14 protein-coding genes and 1 pseudogene are annotated in these 17282 nt (G+C 72.5%); 6 read left to right on the plus strand and 9 right to left on the minus strand.

The window, feature by feature from the left end:
• Positions 1–24: 24 nt before the first annotated feature.
• Positions 25–741, plus strand: a complete 717-nt coding sequence (locus tag BUB75_RS08140; protein WP_073253698.1) for a TetR/AcrR family transcriptional regulator — start codon at positions 25–27, stop codon at positions 739–741.
• Here the strand turns inward: BUB75_RS08140 and BUB75_RS48765 are convergent.
• The 4 genes and pseudogenes from BUB75_RS48765 to BUB75_RS08150 form a co-directional block, all read right to left on the minus strand.
• The gene (locus BUB75_RS48765; protein ID WP_425430873.1) at positions 731–1615 is read right to left on the minus strand and encodes an ATP-dependent helicase C-terminal domain-containing protein; all 885 of its coding nucleotides are present in this window, start codon (positions 1613–1615) and stop codon (positions 731–733) included. The genes BUB75_RS08140 and BUB75_RS48765 overlap by 11 nt on opposite strands.
• Positions 1616–1680: 65 nt before the next feature.
• Positions 1681–1986 (minus strand): pentapeptide repeat-containing protein, encoded by a 306-nt coding sequence (locus BUB75_RS48770; protein WP_425430874.1) that lies wholly within the window; start codon positions 1984–1986, stop codon positions 1681–1683.
• 259 nt (positions 1987–2245) lie between these two features.
• Positions 2246–3493 (minus strand): annotated as a pseudogene (locus BUB75_RS48775) (helicase-related protein); the annotation flags it as partial.
• Positions 3468–4103, minus strand: coding sequence for a DUF998 domain-containing protein (locus tag BUB75_RS08150; protein WP_218617372.1), 636 nt, complete (start codon positions 4101–4103; stop codon positions 3468–3470). The gene BUB75_RS08150 and the pseudogene BUB75_RS48775, both read right to left, overlap by 26 nt.
• A gap of 161 nt (positions 4104–4264) precedes the next feature.
• Here BUB75_RS08150 and BUB75_RS08155 point away from each other — a divergent pair, with 161 nt between their 5' ends.
• Together BUB75_RS08155 and BUB75_RS08160 are read left to right on the plus strand one after the other, a co-directional pair.
• Positions 4265–5131, plus strand: coding sequence for an ATP-grasp domain-containing protein (locus tag BUB75_RS08155; RefSeq protein ID WP_073253701.1), 867 nt, complete (start codon positions 4265–4267; stop codon positions 5129–5131).
• 4 nt (positions 5132–5135) lie between these two features.
• On the plus strand, positions 5136–5684 hold the full coding sequence (locus BUB75_RS08160) for a hypothetical protein (RefSeq protein ID WP_073253704.1): 549 nt from the start codon (positions 5136–5138) through the stop codon (positions 5682–5684).
• 44 nt (positions 5685–5728) lie between these two features.
• On the opposite strand, the gene BUB75_RS08165 is transcribed toward BUB75_RS08160, so the two are convergent.
• The 4 genes from BUB75_RS08165 to BUB75_RS08180 form a co-directional block, all read right to left on the minus strand.
• Entirely contained in the window at positions 5729–6796 is a 1068-nt protein-coding gene (locus BUB75_RS08165) for a TIGR03885 family FMN-dependent LLM class oxidoreductase (protein WP_084740497.1), read from the minus strand.
• Positions 6793–7572: an SDR family oxidoreductase gene (locus BUB75_RS08170; RefSeq protein WP_073253707.1), complete on the minus strand. Its 780-nt coding sequence runs from the start codon at positions 7570–7572 to the stop codon at positions 6793–6795. Before BUB75_RS08170 ends, BUB75_RS08165 begins: the two co-directional genes overlap by 4 nt.
• Before the next feature lie 62 nt (positions 7573–7634).
• Positions 7635–8633 (minus strand): glycoside hydrolase family 6 protein, encoded by a 999-nt coding sequence (locus BUB75_RS08175; protein WP_073253710.1) that lies wholly within the window; start codon positions 8631–8633, stop codon positions 7635–7637.
• A 97-nt stretch (positions 8634–8730) separates the two neighbouring features.
• The gene (locus tag BUB75_RS08180) at positions 8731–10785 is read right to left on the minus strand and encodes a methyl-accepting chemotaxis protein (RefSeq protein WP_073253715.1); all 2055 of its coding nucleotides are present in this window, start codon (positions 10783–10785) and stop codon (positions 8731–8733) included.
• 118 nt (positions 10786–10903) lie between these two features.
• Between BUB75_RS08180 and BUB75_RS08185 the strand changes: the two genes are divergently transcribed.
• A complete protein-coding gene (locus BUB75_RS08185; RefSeq protein ID WP_073253718.1) occupies positions 10904–11335 on the plus strand; it encodes a hypothetical protein in 432 nt (143 codons plus the stop codon).
• On the opposite strand, the gene BUB75_RS08190 is transcribed toward BUB75_RS08185, so the two are convergent.
• The gene (locus BUB75_RS08190) at positions 11310–11912 is read right to left on the minus strand and encodes a SecDF P1 head subdomain-containing protein (protein ID WP_143175081.1); all 603 of its coding nucleotides are present in this window, start codon (positions 11910–11912) and stop codon (positions 11310–11312) included. The two genes, BUB75_RS08185 and BUB75_RS08190, sit on opposite strands and share 26 nt — an antisense overlap.
• A gap of 96 nt (positions 11913–12008) precedes the next feature.
• Between BUB75_RS08190 and BUB75_RS08195 the strand changes: the two genes are divergently transcribed.
• Together BUB75_RS08195 and BUB75_RS08200 are read left to right on the plus strand one after the other, a co-directional pair.
• A complete protein-coding gene (locus BUB75_RS08195; RefSeq protein ID WP_073253724.1) occupies positions 12009–15161 on the plus strand; it encodes an AfsR/SARP family transcriptional regulator in 3153 nt (1050 codons plus the stop codon).
• Between the two features lie 30 nt (positions 15162–15191).
• Positions 15192–17276: an MMPL family transporter gene (locus BUB75_RS08200; RefSeq protein ID WP_073253727.1), complete on the plus strand. Its 2085-nt coding sequence runs from the start codon at positions 15192–15194 to the stop codon at positions 17274–17276.
• The last annotated feature ends 6 nt before the right edge of the window (positions 17277–17282 follow it).

A 17282-nucleotide genomic window follows, 5' to 3' on the forward strand; every position in this document is an offset into this window, starting at 1 on the left:
GCGCCATTCGTCGAAGGAGGTCCGGTGACCGCACCGCTCACTCGCCGGGAACGGCTCCGGGCCGAAACGGTCCAGGAGATCCAGAGCACCGCGCGACGAATGCTGATCTCCGACGGCTACGACGGCCTGTCGCTGCGTGCGATCGCGCGAGCAATGGGCATGTCAGCGCCCGCGCTGTACCGGTACTACGCCAGCCGGGAAGACTTGATCGCGGCGATGGTGACCGCGCTGAAGGTCGAGATGACCGAGACCCTGATCCGCGCCAGGGACGCGCACGACGACCTCGCCCATCGCATGCTCGAGTCGTGCCGAGCGTTCCGCCGCTGGGCGGTCGAGCACCCGGCCGAGTTCACGCTCGTGTTCACGGCCTCGGCGATCGGGTTGGACCGGCGGCCGAGCGCCGCCGACGAGGCCGGCGAGCAGTTCGGACAGGTCTTCGCGGAGTTGATCACCGAGCTCTACCTGACCAGGCCGTTCCCCGTCCCGGCCGACGACGAGATCGACGAGCCGCTGCTGACCCAGCTCAAAGAGTGGTGCGACGACTTTCCGCAGCCGCTGCCCCTCGGCGTCAGCCAGGTGTTTCTCTCCTGCTGGATCCGCCTCTACGGCAACGTGTCGATGGAGGTGTTCAAGCAGTTGGAGTTCGCGCTGTCCGACGCCAACCCGATGTTCGAGGCCGAACTCCGCGGCCTCGCGACCTCCCTCGGCGTCCCCGATTGGTACTACCCACCTACCGCCTGACGTTCGTCCGCCGAGTGGCCACCGCAACAGTGGGGTCCTCGGGCCAGGGATGCTTCGGGTAGCGGCCGCGAAGTTCGGCGCGGACCTGCGGGTAGCCGTTCCGCCAGAACGAGTCCAGGTCGGACGTCACCGCGACCGGGCGTCCGGCGGGTGACAGTAGGTGCAACCGGACCGGCACCCGCCCGTCCCCCACGGTGGGCGCTTGGGCCCAGCCGAACGCCTCCTGCACCTTGACCGCGAGCACCGGCGCCGCCGGGTCGCTGTAATCGACCCGCACCCGGGAACCGCTCGGCACGGGTAGCCGCTCGGGCGCGAGCTCGTCCAGGCGCGCGGCCGCGGGCCAGGGCAGCAGCCGGCGGAGCGCCGCGCCCGCGTCGATCCGCCCCAGGTCGGCCCGCTTGCGCACGCGGAGCAGGTCGGGCCCGAGCCAGTCGGCGGCCCGGTCGAGCAGCGACTCGTCGTCCATCGCCGGCCAGGGCGGGCCGAGGGCCGCCGCACAGAACGCCAGGCGCTCCCGCAGGGCGCGCGCGTCGGTGTCCCACCGCAGTCGGTTCAGGCCTTCTTCGCGGACGCCGTTCAGCAGCGCGTCCGTGCGGGCCTGCGGGTCGGGGGTGAACGGGCGCTCGGCGAGCTCGATCGCGCCGAGGCGGTCAACGGTGCGGGCGATCAGCTCGCCGTCGCTCCACCGCACTTCGTCGACGCTGGTCAACAGCGCCTCGCCGGCCTCGGTCGCGGTCGTTTCGTCGAGCGCGGCGGAGAGCCGGATCCGCGCCGAGGCGCGCCCCGGTGACCGGTCGGCGACCGCGATCGCGAGCCACGGGACGCCGGTCAGCGGCGAGCCGTCGGGCAGGTCGGCCGCGGTGCCACCCGCCATCAGGTAGGTGCTGCCGCCGGCCGTCCGTAGACGCGCCAACCGCTCGGGGTACGCAAGCCCCACGATCAACCCGGCAGCCAGGTCATCCGGCAGCCCGCCGACGGCGCCGCGCGGCCTCGCCACGTCGGCCCTGCCGTGCGCCGCAGGACCGCCCGCCGCAGGACCGCCCGCCGCAGGACCGCCCGCCGCAGGACCGCCCGCCGCAGGACCGCCCGCCGCAGGACCGCCCGCCGCAGGACCGCCCGCCGCAGGACCGCCCGCCGCAGGACCGCCCGCCGCAGGACCGCCCGCCGCAGGACCGCCCGCCGCAGGACCGCCCGCCGCAGGACCGCCCGCCGCAGGACCGCCCGCCGCAGGACCGCCCGCCGCAGGACCGCCCGCCGCGGCTGCGGCGCCGGCGGCGCCGGCGGCGGACGCCAGGCGGCGGGTTTCGGTGCGCCAGCGGGCGGTCGCGGCCGGGTCGGCGCCGTTGCGGAGGGCGCGCCAGGCCGCGGCGAGGTCTCCCCGGCTCCCCGCGAGCGTGTCGTCGGCGAGCAGCGCCACCACCTCGGCGGCGCGGCGCTCCCCGACCGCCGGCGCCCCGTCGAGCAGCGCCCTGGCCAGCCGTGGGTGCACGCCGGTCCCGGCGAGTGCCCGGCCGCGCGGCGTGACCCGGCCGTCGTCGTCGATCGCGCCGAGCGCCCGCAACGTCGACCGCGCGACCTCGGACGCGGCCGCGGGCGGCTGGTCCGGTAGCGCGAGGCCGACGCCGTCGGGCGTCCCCCAGCACGCGAGGTCCAGCATGAACGCGGTCAGGTCGGCCGCCGCGATCTCCGGCTCCGGCCACCCGGGCCGGCGCTCGTGATCGGCCTCCGACCAGCACCGATACACGGTTCCGGGCGCTTCCCGGCCGGCGCGGCCCGCGCGCTGGGTGGCGGTGGCCCGCGACACCGGGACGGTCACCAGCGCCCCGAGGCCGCGGCCCTGGTCGAGCCGGGGCACCCTGGCCAGCCCCGCGTCCACGACCACCCGCACCCCGGGCACGGTCAGGCTGCTCTCCACGACCGCGGTGGCGAGCACGATCCGCCGCGCCGAACCCGGGCGGAGAACGGCGTCCTGCTCCCGGGCGGGCAGCCTGCCGTGCAGCTGCGCGATCGTGGCGTCCACACCGGACAGGCGGCGGGCCACCGCGCCGATCTCGTAGACACCGGGCAGGAACACGAGCACGTCCCCGGCGGTCTCCGTCAACGCACGCCGCACCACCGCGGCCACGTGGTCCAGCAGGCGCGGGTCCGCCCGGCCCGCGAGCGGGGTCGACGGCGGGCACCAGACCGTCCGCACCGGATGCGGCGAACCGGCGACCTCCAGCACCGGCGCCCCGCCCAGCACGACGGCCAGCTGCTCGGACGCCGCGGTGGCCGACGTCGCCAGCAGCGCCAGATCCGGCCGCAGCGCCGCCCGCACGTCGAGCGTGAACGCCAGCGCCAGGTCGGAGTCGAGGTGCCGCTCGTGGCACTCGTCCAGGACCACCGCTCCGACGCCGGGCAACTCCGCGTCCCGCTGCAGACGCCGCACCAGGACCCCCGTGGTGACCACCTCGACCCGGGTCTGCGCGCCGACCTTCCGGTCGCCACGCACCGTGTACCCGACGGTCTGCCCGACCCGCTCGCCGAGCAGCGACGCCATCCGGGAGGCGGCCGCTCTGGTCGCCACCCGGCGCGGTTCGGCGACGATGATCCGCCCTGCCACCCGTTCAGCGAGCGCCAGCGGCACCAGCGTCGTCTTGCCGCTTCCCGGTGGCGCGACCAGCACCGCGGCGCCACCGTCCTCCAGCGCGTCGACGATCCGCGGCAGCGCCGGACGCACCGGAAGGTCAGGCAACTCCGGCAGCGTCAGCACGGTCCGACGGTATCCGGCGCCGAGCGTCCCGCACGATCAGCACGCCCTCGATCACGAACCAGACGAACAGCGGGAACAGCGCCAGCCGCTCCATCCCGGCGACGCCGAGGCCCAACCCCTGCTTGCTCAGATGGAGGCCGGTCGCGACCAGTCCGACGACCCCGAACAGCACCGGCAGCCAGCGCGGCCCGCGGGTCACCGACCGCGCCGCGATCATCCCGGCGTTGCCCAGCAGGAACACCAACACAGCGCCGAGCACGTGCAGGTTCTCGTCGACGTCGGCCGGTGCGTAACCCACCAGCACGCACCCGACCGCTGCCGCGAGCAACAGCCCTCGGGCCGCTCGTCCCCGCAAACCCAGCACGACGCCGATCGCGATCAGCACACCGTTGACGACGAACACCGCGTTCATCAGCGGGTGCCACGGCGAGCACACGTACCGTGCCGGGTCGCCCCACGTGCCGCAGGACACCATCCCCAAGTCGCTGATGTTGTTGTCGGCCCAGCTGAACGGCGTGGTCCACGCGGACTGCACCACTACCTGCCCGACAAAGAACGCCACGCCGGCCACAGCCAGCGCCAAACCGCCGAGGACTCGATAACGGTTCACCGCAGGAGGCTCCTTTCCGGGGGGAGGAAGACTGGGTAAATCTCATCAGCGTCCGGCCTGGGCGCCACGGGCCCAAGGCCCCGGGTCGGGGTATGCCTGGCCCTACCTTTCCGCGCCGTAGGCTCGTCCACGAACTGGACGAAACCGCAGGAGGCCTGGACGTGGGCGCACGGATCGTGTTGGTGACGGCCACCGAGTTGCCCGTGCCGGACGTGGAGTTGCCGGTGCTGCGAGCCGCCGCCGCCCGCGCCGGTCTGGAGGCCGACGTCGCGGCGTGGGACGACCCCACGGTGGCGTGGGACCGCTACGACGCCGCGCTGATCCGGTCGACGTGGAACTACTTCGACCAGGTCGAGCGGTTCCAGGACTGGACGGACGTGGTCAGCGGCGTCACCCGCCTGGTGAACAGCGCGGCGACGATCCGCTGGAACTCGGTCAAGACGTACCTCGCCGATCTGCTGGCAGCCGGTGTCCCCACGGTGCCGACCACCTATCTCGCGCCCGGCGAACCGATAGTCCTGTCCGATGACGACGACTTCGTGGTGAAGCCGACCGTGGGCGGCGGCGCTCGGGGCGCACGGCGGTTCCGGGCCTTCGACGCGCACGAAGCTCCGGAGCACGTGTCCGCGCTGCACGCCCAGGGCCTGACCGCGATGGTCCAGCCGTACCAGTCCCGCGTCGACCACGACGGTGAGCGGGCCGTCGTCTACTTCGGCGGCGAGTTCAGCCACGCGATCGTCAAAGGGCCGGTGCTGTCCGCGGCCACCGGTGTCCGTGGCGCGGACGCCCACCCCAACCCCGAGCCGTACCAGCCCAGCGACGCCGAGCATGCGGTGGCGCGCGCGGCGCTGGCGGCCGCGCCCGAGACCCCGCTCTACGGACGGCTCGACCTGGTACTGGACGACGCCGGGCAGCCGCTCGTGATGGAAGCCGAGCTGATCGAGCCGCACCTGTTCCTGGAGTTTGCGCCCGGTGCCGACGATCGGCTCATATCCGCCTTAAAGCGGTTGCCAGGCGGGGGATGGTAGAGGTGTGCAGGTCACGTTCCGGCGGCTACCGGACCACGAGTGGGGTCACGTTCTGATCGAGCGTGACGACCACGTCGTGTACCGGATGCACGCCGGCCCCATCACCGCGGACCTACCCCACGACCTGGTGCATTACACGGTCGAGGACACGCTGGGCATCACCGACGGCATCTGGGGCGCGATCGCGGGCGGCGTGGTGTTCCGGAGCATGACGCACGTCGCCGGACGTCGTCCGCCGCACGCCGCGGAGCGGTCGATCGAGCTGATCCGGGCGCACCGCGACCGGCTCCAGCGGGCCGAGCTGATCGGCGGCTTCGTCGAGTCGGCGGCGCACCAGCCGGACGCCGACCGCAGTTCGCTGTACGGGCTGTCGTTCGCGACGCTGGCCGATCCGCCGGACGTCCCGGCGGTCGAGCGGGCGGTGGCGGCGCTGCGCAGCGCGGACGAGCGCTGGCGCGCACTTCCGATCAACAGCGACCTGACGCTGCACTGGCCCGCGCACCGCCGCCTCCCCGCGGTTCCTCTGGGCAACCGGCGGCGGGCGAGGCGCTGACAACTAAGAGTGGTGTGGGCGGATGCCCACACCACTCTTAGTTGTCACTGCGCCGGCGGGCCCGTCGGCTGGGGGCCTTCGCCGGACGGGAGGCCGCCCGGGGCGGTGGCCTCCTCGGGCCTCTCGTGCAGCGAACGGGCCTCGGGCGCCTTGGTCACGTCGAGTTGCGGCAGGACCTTGTCGCCGAACGCGTCCAGGAACGGGTCGAGGTCCTGACCGACGTGGTGCAGGTAGATCCCGTCCACTCCCAACGCCGCGTACTCCGCCAGCCACGCGGTGTGCTGTGCCAGGTCGGCGCTGACGTTCACGACTCGCCGGACCTGGTCGATGCCGACCTCCTCGGACACCACGTCAAAGTGGTCGGTCATCTCCAGGTCCCAGCAGACCGGCGGCGGGAACACGTTGCTGCGCCACTGCTCCAGCGCGATCCGCTCCGCTTCCTCGGACGTCTCCGCCCAGCTCAGGTGAATCTGCAGGTTGATCGGCCCCCGCCCACCGGCGTCGCGGTAGGCGTCGATCATCTTCCGCAGTTGCTCCACCGGAGCACCCACGGTGATCAACCCATCGGCCCACGAGGCGCACCAGCGCGCGGTCTCGACGCTCACCGCGGCCCCGACCAGCGCGGGCTCCACCTCCGGACGGGTCCACAGCCGCGCCCGGTCGACGGTCACCAGGCCGCGGTGGCTGACCTCCTCACCGGCCAGCAACGCCCGGATGATGTCCACACACTCGCGGAGCCGGGCGTTCCGGACGTCCTTGCGCGGCCACGGGTCACCGGTGATGTGCTCGTTGCTCGCCTCACCCGAGCCCAGCGCCGCCCAGAAGCGCCCTGGGAACATCGCCCCGAGCGTGCTGATCGCCTGCGCGATGATCGCCGGGTGATACCGCTGGCCCGGCGCGTTCACCACACCGAACGGGAGGTCGGTCGCCTGCAGCGCGGCGCCGAGCCACGACCAGGCGAACGCGGAGTGGCCCTGCCGGGCGCTCCACGGTGAGAAGTGGTCGGACGACATCGCCGCGGTGAACCCGAGCCGTTCCGCTTTGGCCACGGCGGCCAGCAGATCGGACGGATGGAGCTGCTCGTGGGACGCGTGCACGCCGTAGACAGTCATGCACCGTCGGTACCCCGGCGGACCCACTCGTCGAACGTCTGCACGCCGGCGACGCCGTCCGTACCGCCCAGTTGCCCGGAACGCATCACCCGACCGATCGCACCGGGCAGGGGCAGCGGCACGACGATCCGCCGCTTTCCACGCGCCTTCAACGTGCGGCGTGCCATGTCGACGACGTTCTCGACCCGCGGTCCGTGCAGGTCGGGCGCCCGCCCGGACGGTCCGGCCTCGACGGCGTCCGCCAGTGCCGCACCGACCTCGGACACCGCCACCGGACGGGTGACGAACATCGGGACCGGCACGAACGGGCCGAAACTCATCCGGTCGGCCATCTGGCCGGCGAACTCGTGGAACTGGGTGGCGCGCAGGATCGTGTACGGCACCGAGCCCTCGGCGACCGCCTGTTCCTGCGCGACCTTGGCCCGGTAGTACCCGAACGGGACGCCGTCGATCGCGACGATCGAGAGCAGCACGTGGTGCCGCACGCCGGCGGCGGCCTCGGCGTCGAGCAGCCGGCGCGTGCCGCCGACCAACGCCTTCACCGCGACGTCGTACGACTGGGATAGGACGTTCGACGCGTCGATCACCGCCTCGACGCCGCTCATCGCCTCTTTCAGGCCCGCACCGGTGCTCAGGTCACCGCGGTAGCCGGTCGCGCCGGGCACGTCGGTCGAACCCGACCGGCTCAGCGCCCGCACGGAGTGGCCACGCGCGGTCAGCGCCACCACTGCGGCCCGCCCGGCTGCGCCGGTACCGCCAACCACCAGGACGTCCATCGTGTTCTCCTTCGTCGACCAGTGCCGACTACCGGACGGGACAGCCCCGAAGAACGTGACGGTCAGGTGCCTTCGGCCAACGAGGTCGCCAGGTCCGGGACGAATTCGCCCGCGTTCGCCGCGCATCCGTCGGCCTCACCGGGACGCTTCACCCAGAGGTACGCGGTGACCTCGTCGTGCCCGGTCTCCAGCGTCGGGTACTGCCCCAGCTTGCGGCCCTCCGGGTCGCACCACTCGTTGTCCTCGGCCGCGCCCGCACCGTTGCGCGAGGTGTCGATGACGATCTTCTTGCCGTCCACGCCGAGCTCGTCCAGGATCGCGGTGCCGTATCCGACCTCGTCCTCGGTCGGGCGGAAGTTCGACACGTTCAGCGCGATCCCGGAGCCGTGGTCGTCGGCGCCCGCAGCCCGCAGCCGCTTCGCCATCTCCTCCGGCGACTTCCAGCCGGAGTTGCCCGCGTCGTAGTAGACCTGCGCCTTCGGCGCCTCATCCGCGATCTTCTTCGCCGCGTAGCTGATCAGCTCGTTGCGGACGCCGCGCTTCGTCTCGTCCAGGCAGTCGTACTGAGCCAGCGCGTCGGGTTCGAGGACCACGATCGACGGCTCCGGGCCGAGGCCGGCGGCGAACCCGTCGATCCAGGCGCGGTAGGAGGTCGCGTCCGGGGAACCGCCCTTGCTCGCACCACCGCAGTCGCGCTCCGGGATCGCGTAGGCCACCAGCACCGGCACCTTCTTCGCGGCGGCGGCGGCGTCGATCACCTTGGTCACCTGCGTCGTCGCCTTCGCCGGATCGTCACCGCCGGTGATCCAGATCGCCTGCGGGACCCAGGCGATCTTCTCCTCGATCAGATCCGCCTTCGGGTCGCCCTCGTTCGCCTGCACCCAGGCGGCCGCTTGACCACCGTCGTTGTACAGCGTTCCGGCGAGCTTCGGCACCTCGATCGACCGGGGGCCGGAGTCGTCCGACGAGTCGTTGCTGATCAGCGTGATCGTGACGCCCAGCGCCACGCCGAAGACTACGAGCGTGGCGATCGCGATCAGCACGATCCGGTGCCGCTGCATTCACTTCCTCCCGGCCGGATTCTCTCGACAGCCCGCGGCCGCCGTGCACGCCAAGCACGGCGTAGTTGAGCGCCAGGGTAGGGAACCGGCGCAACCGCTACATCTGGGAGTCGAGGAACTCGCGGATGCGGGTGAGTGCGGCGGGTGCCAGATTCCGGAAACCGAGCACGATTTCGCCGCCCGGTGCGCTGCCGCCGCGGATCACCCCGACCTCGATGCCGGGCAGACCGGGCACCGGCAGATCCACCCGGCCGGTGACGTCGCTCCCGATCACGTCGTCGGCGCCCGTCACGGCACGCAGGCCGCCCTCGCTGAGGTCCTTCAGCCGCAGTTCGTAGCGGCGGCCGTTCGCGGAGAGCACCGCCACACCGCCGACCGGGACCCGCTCGTCGGAGCGACGCTCCATCAGGTTGCGCAGATCGGCCATCTTCTGGACGCGTTCCTGCGCGCTGGCCAACCGCTGATCCATGCTGGCCACGGTGGCTCGCTGATCGTCGGCGACCTGCAGCAGCGCGCCGGTCGCCTGGTCGACGCCGCCGATACCCGCGGTCATCGCACCGATCGTGGACGAGACCGCGCCGGCTTCCCGCTCCAGCGCCTGGATCGTGCCGGTGATCTCCTCGGTCGACCGGGCGGTGGTGGCCGCGAGCTCTTTCACCTCGTTGGCGACGACGCTGAAGCCGCGGCCTGCCTCGCCCGCGCGGGCCGCCTCGATCGTGGCGTTCAGCGCGAGCAGCTTGGTCTGGTCGGCGACCGAGGCGATCAGCTGGGTCATCCCGGCAACCCGCTGCAGACGCTCGCCCAGCGCGGTGGTGACCGCGTCGGCGTTGCCCACGTCGGCGAGCAGCCGCCGGAGCACTTCGTCGGCGTTACCGACCCGCGCGTGGATCGTGCCCGCCGACGTGCGGACCGCCTCCACTTCGGCGGCCACGTCAGTCAGTTCGCCGGTCAGCGCGGTAACGCTCTCCTCGATGATCTGCTGCGCCAATTGCCGGGCCTGCTTCTCGGCCCGGCGCTGCTGGGCGAAGTTCTCCCTGGCCTGCTGCTCCTGCCTGATCTGTGCTTCGCGGAGCGCTTCGTCCTGCTCGGCGAGGTTGTTCCTGGCCTGACCCAGCGCGCGGCCGATGTCGCCGAACTCGTCCCGGCCGGTGGGCAGCTCGTGGTGGCTGGTGTCCCGGTCGGCGATCGCCCGGACACCAGCGACCACGAGCCCGACGTCGTGCCGGTTCCGCCACCAGACGGCGGACGCCAGCCAGTACGCGAGCAGCAGGCCGACGGCGGTGACGAGCAGGATCCGGTTCCGGTCGCCAGCCCGGTCGTCGACCCGGGTCTCGAGCAGTGCGTCCAGCGTCCCTTCGCCGTCGTCGATGGCGGCCGAGGCGGCCTCGGCGACGCCGCTCGGATCGGCCCCAGGGGTGCCGAGCGACGCGGTGATCGACGCCGCCAGCGTGTCGGTGGCGTCGGCCAGCGTGTCCAGCCCGGCCAACCGGGACGCCAAGTCGGACGCCTCGGTCTCCGCCACGGCCGTCTCACGGTCGGAGCGCAGCGCGTCAGCGGACGTCGACAGCTGATCGGCCAGGACGGCGCGGGCCGCGATCAGCTCGGTGCTGCCCGCCGTCCCGGTGGTGGCCGCAGCCGCCTCGGCGTCGAGCAGGATGCGAGGGAGCTGGACGATCTGGCTGTCCATGACGTGATACGAGTCGAGTTCGGGGTCCAGGACCAGGTTCGACGCGTGGCCGATCTCCTCGATCATCGCCTCGAACGCCACGGCGACCTGCTGTCGTCCGGCGGCCGTGGTGGTGCCGGCGCTCGACACCGCGGACGAGACCTCGGCGAGCTCGTCGTCGAGGTCGAGATCGGGTACCGCGCGGACGGCGTCCTCGGTCGCGGTCAGGTCGAGATCACCACCGCCGACGAGCGTCGCCATCGCGTGCAGCGTCGGAATCAGGACCTGAACGCCGTCCCGCTCGGTCTCGGAGAACGCGACCTCGTTCGTCTCGTTGATCGCGTACGCCACGGTCGCCACCAGGCCGGGCACCGTGAGCAGCACGATGACCAGGCCCAGCCGAGACGCCGACCGGAGCCGGTCGAGCAGTGCCAGAACCGGACGGACGGCCAACGGGACGCGGGCTGACGCCACAGCCTCGGGCATGGCTGGTTCCTCCCCCGGGCCAACCGGTCGCGGTTTACACTCGGCCATCGGCAAGCTGGCGTAAACAGTGAGAATTTCACCTAAAACGACCAGAACTGAAGGCGATTCGAGGAGTGGCGTGAACCCGGTCGGTGTGGCTTCGAGCCCCGCGTGTGAGGAGGGCGTCGTCGAAGCGCTCGGATGGCACGGAACGCTGCTGGACGGCGTCCGGGTGCTGGACACCGAGCTGACCGTGGTGATCACCGCCGGAGAAGACCGGCAGCCCACCTTGGGCGGGGCACTGGTGCCGGTACGCGGCTCGTGGCGGCAAGCGCTGTCGATCGCCCGCGCCTTCCTCGCGTTCGCGCCGGTCGCGCTGGTGCTGCCGGAACCGCCGAGCGAACTGTGCCTGCTGGAGTGCGGTTACGCGGACGTCGGCATCGTGGTCGACGGAAACGTCGTGCTGCCCGCACGCTCGCGGCGCCCGGTGCCCACGACCCGGCGGACGATGGACCGCGCGCTGTGGCGCGAGTTGGACCGGGTGCTCAGCGGCGCGTCGTCAGCTCGGTGAAGACCGCGTCGACGTCCTTCTTCGTGAAGCCGCCGACGATCTGCACTTTCCCGGCCGTGATCGGCGCGGCGACCTCGGGCGCGGCCAGCACCGTGCCCTCGACGACGAGCGCGAGTTGCTTGCCGACGTGCTGGGACGTCAACGCGCGGAACGCGACCGTATCGGCGCTGGAGAACCGCACCTCGATCAGCCACTGGCCGTTTTGGAGTGCGGTGTTCACTCGTTCGACCATCGTGACGGTCATCCCACCCGAGCCGAGCCGGTAACAACCGTCGCCGACGGTTCGCCCCGGCGTGCCCCGACCGGCGCACCCGCCCTGGTCGACGCCGGTGACCGGGACGATACGGACCGGCGTCGCGAGCGCGCCGGTGTAACTCTTCGTCACTGGCTCCGCAGGGACCGGTTCGGTCGAATTCCAGAACGCCAACCCGGCGACCAGGATCGTGACCATCGCGACGATCAGCAGCACGACCGAGCCGCCGACGAGGACCACCAGCATCCGTTTGCCGCTGTCAGGCCGGGGTCCTAGGTCGGCGGGGGTCGGCGCCGGAGCGGCCGGAGCCGCCGTTTCGGTCACGTGATCCACCCGAACACTCCGTTCTTCTTCTGCCCCATCCTGCCCACCCATCGCCAGCAGCGCCCCACCGACCACCGATGCGGAAGAATTACCGGCATGCGGTTCGGGATCCTGGGGCCCATCCAGGTAGCAGCCCCCGACGGCGGTTCGCTGCCCGTCGGTGGTGCCCGGCTGCGTTCCGCGCTCGCCCTGTTACTCGCCGACGCCGGGCACCTCGTCCCGGCTCAGCGGCTGATCGACGGCGTGTACGGCAGCGCGCCCCCGGCAGGCGCGACGAACGCGTTGCAGTCACAGGTCTCCCGGCTGCGGCAGTTGCTCGGCGACGCCGCACCGGTCGAGTTCCACCCGGCCGGCTACCGGCTGGCGATCGACCCCGCCGACGTCGACGTCCACCGCTTCCGCGCGCTGGTCGCCGACGCCAGGGACACCGCCGACCCGCGGCACGCGCTGTCCCTCCTCACCGAGGCGCTCGGCCTCTGGCGCGGCCCGGCGCTGGCCGACGCGGGCGACAGCGCGCCGATCCGGGCGCTCGCCACCGAGCTGGAGGACGCTCGGCTGACCGCGTCCGAGGCCCGGATCGCGGCGGCACTCGAGCTCGGTGACGTGTCCGACGAGCTGATCGTCGAGCTGCGAGCGCTGGTGGCCACCCACCCACTGCGCGAGCAGCTCCGCGTCCACCTGATCCGGGCCCTGCAGACGACCGGTCGAACCGCCGCAGCCCTGCTGGCGTTCGAGGACGCCCGCCGGGCGCTCGCCGACGAGCTCGGCGCCGACCCGTCGGCCGAGCTGCGGGCCGCGCACCTGGCCGTCCTCCGCGAACCCGACCACCGCACCCCGGCCCCCGTCAAGCGGCTGCCGGCCCAGCTGACCAGCTTCGTGGGCCGCGACGAGGAGCTCGGCCGGCTCCGCGACCTCCTCGACGCCCACCGGCTGGTCACGCTGACCGGGCCGGGCGGCGCGGGCAAGACCCGGCTGGCGATCGAAGCGGCCGCGCGCCGGGACGGCGAGAGCTGCCTGATCGAGCTGGCCACGGTGCGGAACGGCGCCGAAGTCGAACAGGTGGTACTCGACGCTCTCGGCCTCCGCGACGGCGGCCTACGTCCGACCGTCGCGGCGGGCGCCCCGCTCGACCGCCTGGTCGCCGCGCTCGCCGACCGGCCGATGCTGCTGATCCTCGACAACTGCGAACACGTGGTGGACGCCGCTGCCACGCTCGCCGACCACCTGCTCCGCCGTTGCCCGTCGCTCCGCGCGCTGGCCACCAGCCGGGAACCGCTCGGCATCACCGGCGAGCGTCTGCTGCCGGTGCGGGCACTCGGGCTGGCCGCCGTCGACGACCCGCTGGAGAAGATCCGGACCGCGCCCGCCGTGCAGCTCTTCGCCGATCGCGCGGCCGCGACGCGTCCCGACTTCGTGGTGGACGCGCAGACCGCGCCACAGGTGCTGCGGATCTGCCGGATGCTGGACGGGCAGCCACTCGCGCTGGAGCTGGCCGCCGCCCGGCTTCGCGGCCTCCCGCTCGCCGAGGTCGCGTCCCGCCTGGACGACCGGTTCCGGCTGCTGTCCCGGGGCGAGCGCACCGGCCCGGCCCGCCACCGGACGCTCCGGGCGGCGATCGAGTGGAGCTGGGACCTGCTCGACGACAGCGAGCGGACGCTGGCCAGGCGGCTGACGGTCTTCATCGGTGGAGCGACGGCCGCCGCGGTCGATCAGGTCTGCGGTCTGGACGACGCCGATCTGCTCTCCGGGCTGGTCGACAAGTCGCTGGTGGAGCTGACCGAGGGCCGCTACCGGATGCTCGACACCGTGCGGATGTACGGCGAGGAGCGGCTGGCCGAGTCCGGTGAACTCAAGCAGCTCCGCCGCGCGCACGCCGAGTACTACCTGGAGCTGGCCCTGGAAGGCGACGCCCGGCTGCGCACCGGCGATCAGCTCCGCTGGGCCGCGATCCTGGACAGCGAGCGCGACAACCTGCATGCCGCGGTGCGCTGGTCGAGCACCGCGGATCCGGCGCTCGGGCTGCGGCTGACCGCCGCGCTCGCGATGTACTCCTGGATCCGCGGTCGGCGCGGCGAGTTCGGGGTGCTCGCCCGCGACCTGCTGGAAGGGGTCGGTCCGCGTCCCCCGCACGGCATGGACGAGGAGCACGCGATCTGCGTCCTGGCCGCCCGCCTCGCGGGGTACGACGGAGCCTGGGCGCGAGAGGGCTCGGTCTGGCCGGTGAAGCCCGACGAGGGGTTCCGGCCACCACGATTGCCGTTCCTCAACGTGCTCGCCGCGTTGAGCGCCGGTCCACCCGCCGAGAGCGAGCACTCGAAACTCGAAGCCTGGTACGACAATCCGGACGTCGACCCGTGGACGGACGCCCTGCAGAAGTTCGGGCGCGCCTACATGCGGCACATGTTCAGCGCTGACGTGGCCGGAGCCCGCGCGAACCTGGAGGAGTCCGTCGCGGATTTCCGCGCGCTCGGCGACCGGTGGGGCGAGTCGATGGCGCTCGGCGAACTCGCCGACATCGCGGACAGCCAGGGCGAGCGGGAGCAGTTCCTCGCGCTGAACAGCGCGGCGATGCGGCTCTCCGCCGAACTCAACTCCGAAGAGGACCAGAGCGACCTGCTCTGCCGCCGAGCGACCAGCGACCTGCGCGTCGGCGAACTGGAGACCGCCGAGGCGTCGTTCCGAGCCGCCGCGGAACTCGCCGCGCGCGCCGGCGCTTCCGACGTCATGACCAGGGTGCGAGCCGGCCAGGGCCAGCTGGCCTGGCTGCGGGGGGACCTTACGGAAGCGGAGCGGCTCTATCGGTCGGGGCTCGCCGAGCTCGCCGGCGGCTGGTACGTCGCCGACGAGGCGCGCACGCTGCTGCTGATAGGGCTCGGCTGGGTCGCGTACGCAACCGGCGACGCCGCCGCGGCCCGCGAGCGGCACCGCAGCGCGCTGAACAGCGGCATCCCGCGCCATTCGCCGCTCGTCGGCGACGTCGCGGAGGGTCTGGCCGCAGCCGCCCAACTCGCCGGTGAAGCCGGCGCGGCGGCGACGCTGCTCGGGCTGGTGCCGGCGCTACGGGGTGGGCACAGCCCGAGTTATCCGACCATCCCGTCGATCGCGGACGCTGTCCGCGCGGCGCTCGGCCCGGACGTGTTCAACGCCACGTACGACGCCGCGCTTGCGCTCACGCGCGACGAGGCGATCACCGAGCTGCACCGTCTGGCTGACGAGGCGGGGCCGGGGCCGTCAGCGGAGCGTGCGTGATCGGTGCGCCGAGCGCCCGACGCTGCGCACATGACGACTGAACTCGACTCGACCCCAACGACACGACCCCCGGAGCCGGACCCACCCGGTTGGCGCCGGCTCATCACCTTTCCTGCCGGACGGCGCGCGAAGTTCCTGGTCATCCTCGGGTGGCTGGTGCTCGCCGGAATCGCCGGCCCGCTGGCTGCCAGCTTGACCAGCGTCCAGAACAACGACGCGCTGACCTCGGCCCCGCACTCGTCGGAGGCGTACCAGGCACAGCAACGCGTCGAAGGCGCGTTCCCCGGCGCGGACGCGCTCGTGGCGGTCGCGGTCTACACCCGCGACACCGGCGTCACCGACGCCGACCGCGCCGCGGTGGAAGCGGACCGGGCCGCGTTCGCCCAGTACGCGCTCGACGGCACCGTGCCGGCGGCCGTCCCGAGCGAGGACGGTCAGGCCCTGCTGCTGTCGTTCCCGCTCGCGGGTGACAGCGACGCGCAGTCCGACGCCACCACCGAGATCCGGGACGCGCTGTCCGAGGACAAGCCCGCGGGTCTGAACACCGCGCTCACCGGGTCCGCAGGCGCCGACGGCGACATCTTCGACGCGTTCGAGGGCATGGATCTGATGCTCGTGCTGGTCACCGCAGGCGTGGTGACCGTGCTGCTGCTGGTGACCTACCGCAGCCCGGTGCTCTGGTTGATCCCGCTGCTCACGGTCGCGATAGCGAGCCAGGTCGCGAGCGCCGTCGTGTATCTGTTAGCGAAGAACGCCGGGCTGGAAGTCAACCTGCAGTCGCAGAACATCCTGACGATCCTGGTGTTCGGTGCGGGTACCGACTACGCGCTGCTGCTGATCTCCCGCTATCGGGAGGAGTTGCGGCGGCACGAGGACCGGCACCAGGCGATGGCGGTCGCGCTGAAGCGGTCGTTCCCGGCAATCCTCGCGTCGGCGGCGACGGTCTCGCTGGCGCTGCTCTGCCTGCTGTTCGCGGACCTGAACGGCACCCGGTCGCTCGGGCCGGTCGCGGCGCTCGGCATCCTCGCCGCGTTCGCCGCGATGACGACGCTGCTGCCCGCGCTGATCGTCGTGTGCGGACGGTGGCTGTTCTGGCCGTTCGTGCCGCGAGTCGGGGATGTCGTGGAGCGGGAGCCGCGCGTGTGGAGTGCGGTGGCGCGATTGGTGCGACGTGCGCCGGGCCGCGTCTGGGGCGCGTCGGCGGCGCTGCTGGTCGTGGTGGCGTTCGGTGCCTCCACCCTCAGCCTCGGCCTGCCCGCGGACGAGACGTTCACCAGCGAGGTCGGTTCGGTGACCGGACAGCGGCTGGTCGAACAGCACTACGCCGGTGGAACGTCCGCTCCGGCTGAGATCGTGGTGGACGCGGACCGCGCTCCGGAGGCCGTCGCTGCGGCGACGGGCGTCGAGGGCGTCGCGGACGTGGCCGACGCGCGGATCTCGGAGGACGGCCGAACGGCGCTGATCGCCGCGACGCTCGCCGACCGGCCGGACAGTGCGGCCGCGCAGCAGACCGTCGAACGGCTACGGGACGCTGTGGACGACACCGGTGCCCAGGTGACCGGTCAGACCGCGGCCCAGCTCGACACCGAGCACGCAACCGACCGCGACCACCGGGTGCTGATGCCGCTCATCCTCGCCGTGGTGTTCCTGGTGCTGGTCGTGCTGCTGCGGGCGATCGTCGCCCCGCTGCTGCTGATCGCCAGCGTCGTGCTCTCGTACGCAGCGGCGATGGGCGCCGCGGCCGTGATCCTGCACCTGATCGGGTATCCGCGCCTGGAGTACAGCATCGTGCTGACGACGTTCCTGTTCCTGGTCGCGCTCGGCGTCGACTACTCGATCTTCCTGATGACGCGGGCCCGCGAGGAGGTGCGCCGACTCGGTCACACGCCCGGCGTGCTGCGCGGGCTCACGGCCACCGGTGGGGTCGTCACCAGTGCCGGTGTTGTGCTGGCGGCGACGTTCGCGGCGCTCTGCGTCTTGCCGCTGGTGCCGTCGGTGCAGATCGGCGTCATCGTCGCGGTCGGCGTCCTGCTCGACACGTTCGTTGTGCGGTCGCTGCTCGTCCCCGCCCTCGCGGTCCACGTGGGCCCGAAAATCTGGTGGCCCGGCCGCTGACCGGCA

It is taken from the genome of Cryptosporangium aurantiacum, from assembly GCF_900143005.1.
GTDB lineage: Bacteria > Actinomycetota > Actinomycetes > Mycobacteriales > Cryptosporangiaceae > Cryptosporangium > Cryptosporangium aurantiacum.

Bases quoted from the DNA above. Each gene is read 5' to 3' on its own strand.
- BUB75_RS08200 (WP_073253727.1), top strand. From the start codon at position 15,192: ATGACGACTGAACTCGACTCGACCCCAACGACACGACCCCCGGAGCCG.
- BUB75_RS08180 (WP_073253715.1), bottom strand. From the start codon at position 10,785: ATGCCCGAGGCTGTGGCGTCAGCCCGCGTCCCGTTGGCCGTCCGTCCG.
- BUB75_RS08195 (WP_073253724.1), top strand. From the start codon at position 12,009: ATGCGGTTCGGGATCCTGGGGCCCATCCAGGTAGCAGCCCCCGACGGC.
- BUB75_RS08175 (WP_073253710.1), bottom strand. From the start codon at position 8,633: ATGCAGCGGCACCGGATCGTGCTGATCGCGATCGCCACGCTCGTAGTC.
- BUB75_RS48765 (WP_425430873.1), bottom strand. From the start codon at position 1,615: ATGGCGGGTGGCACCGCGGCCGACCTGCCCGACGGCTCGCCGCTGACC.
- BUB75_RS08170 (WP_073253707.1), bottom strand. From the start codon at position 7,572: ATGGACGTCCTGGTGGTTGGCGGTACCGGCGCAGCCGGGCGGGCCGCA.
- BUB75_RS08165 (WP_084740497.1), bottom strand. From the start codon at position 6,796: ATGACTGTCTACGGCGTGCACGCGTCCCACGAGCAGCTCCATCCGTCC.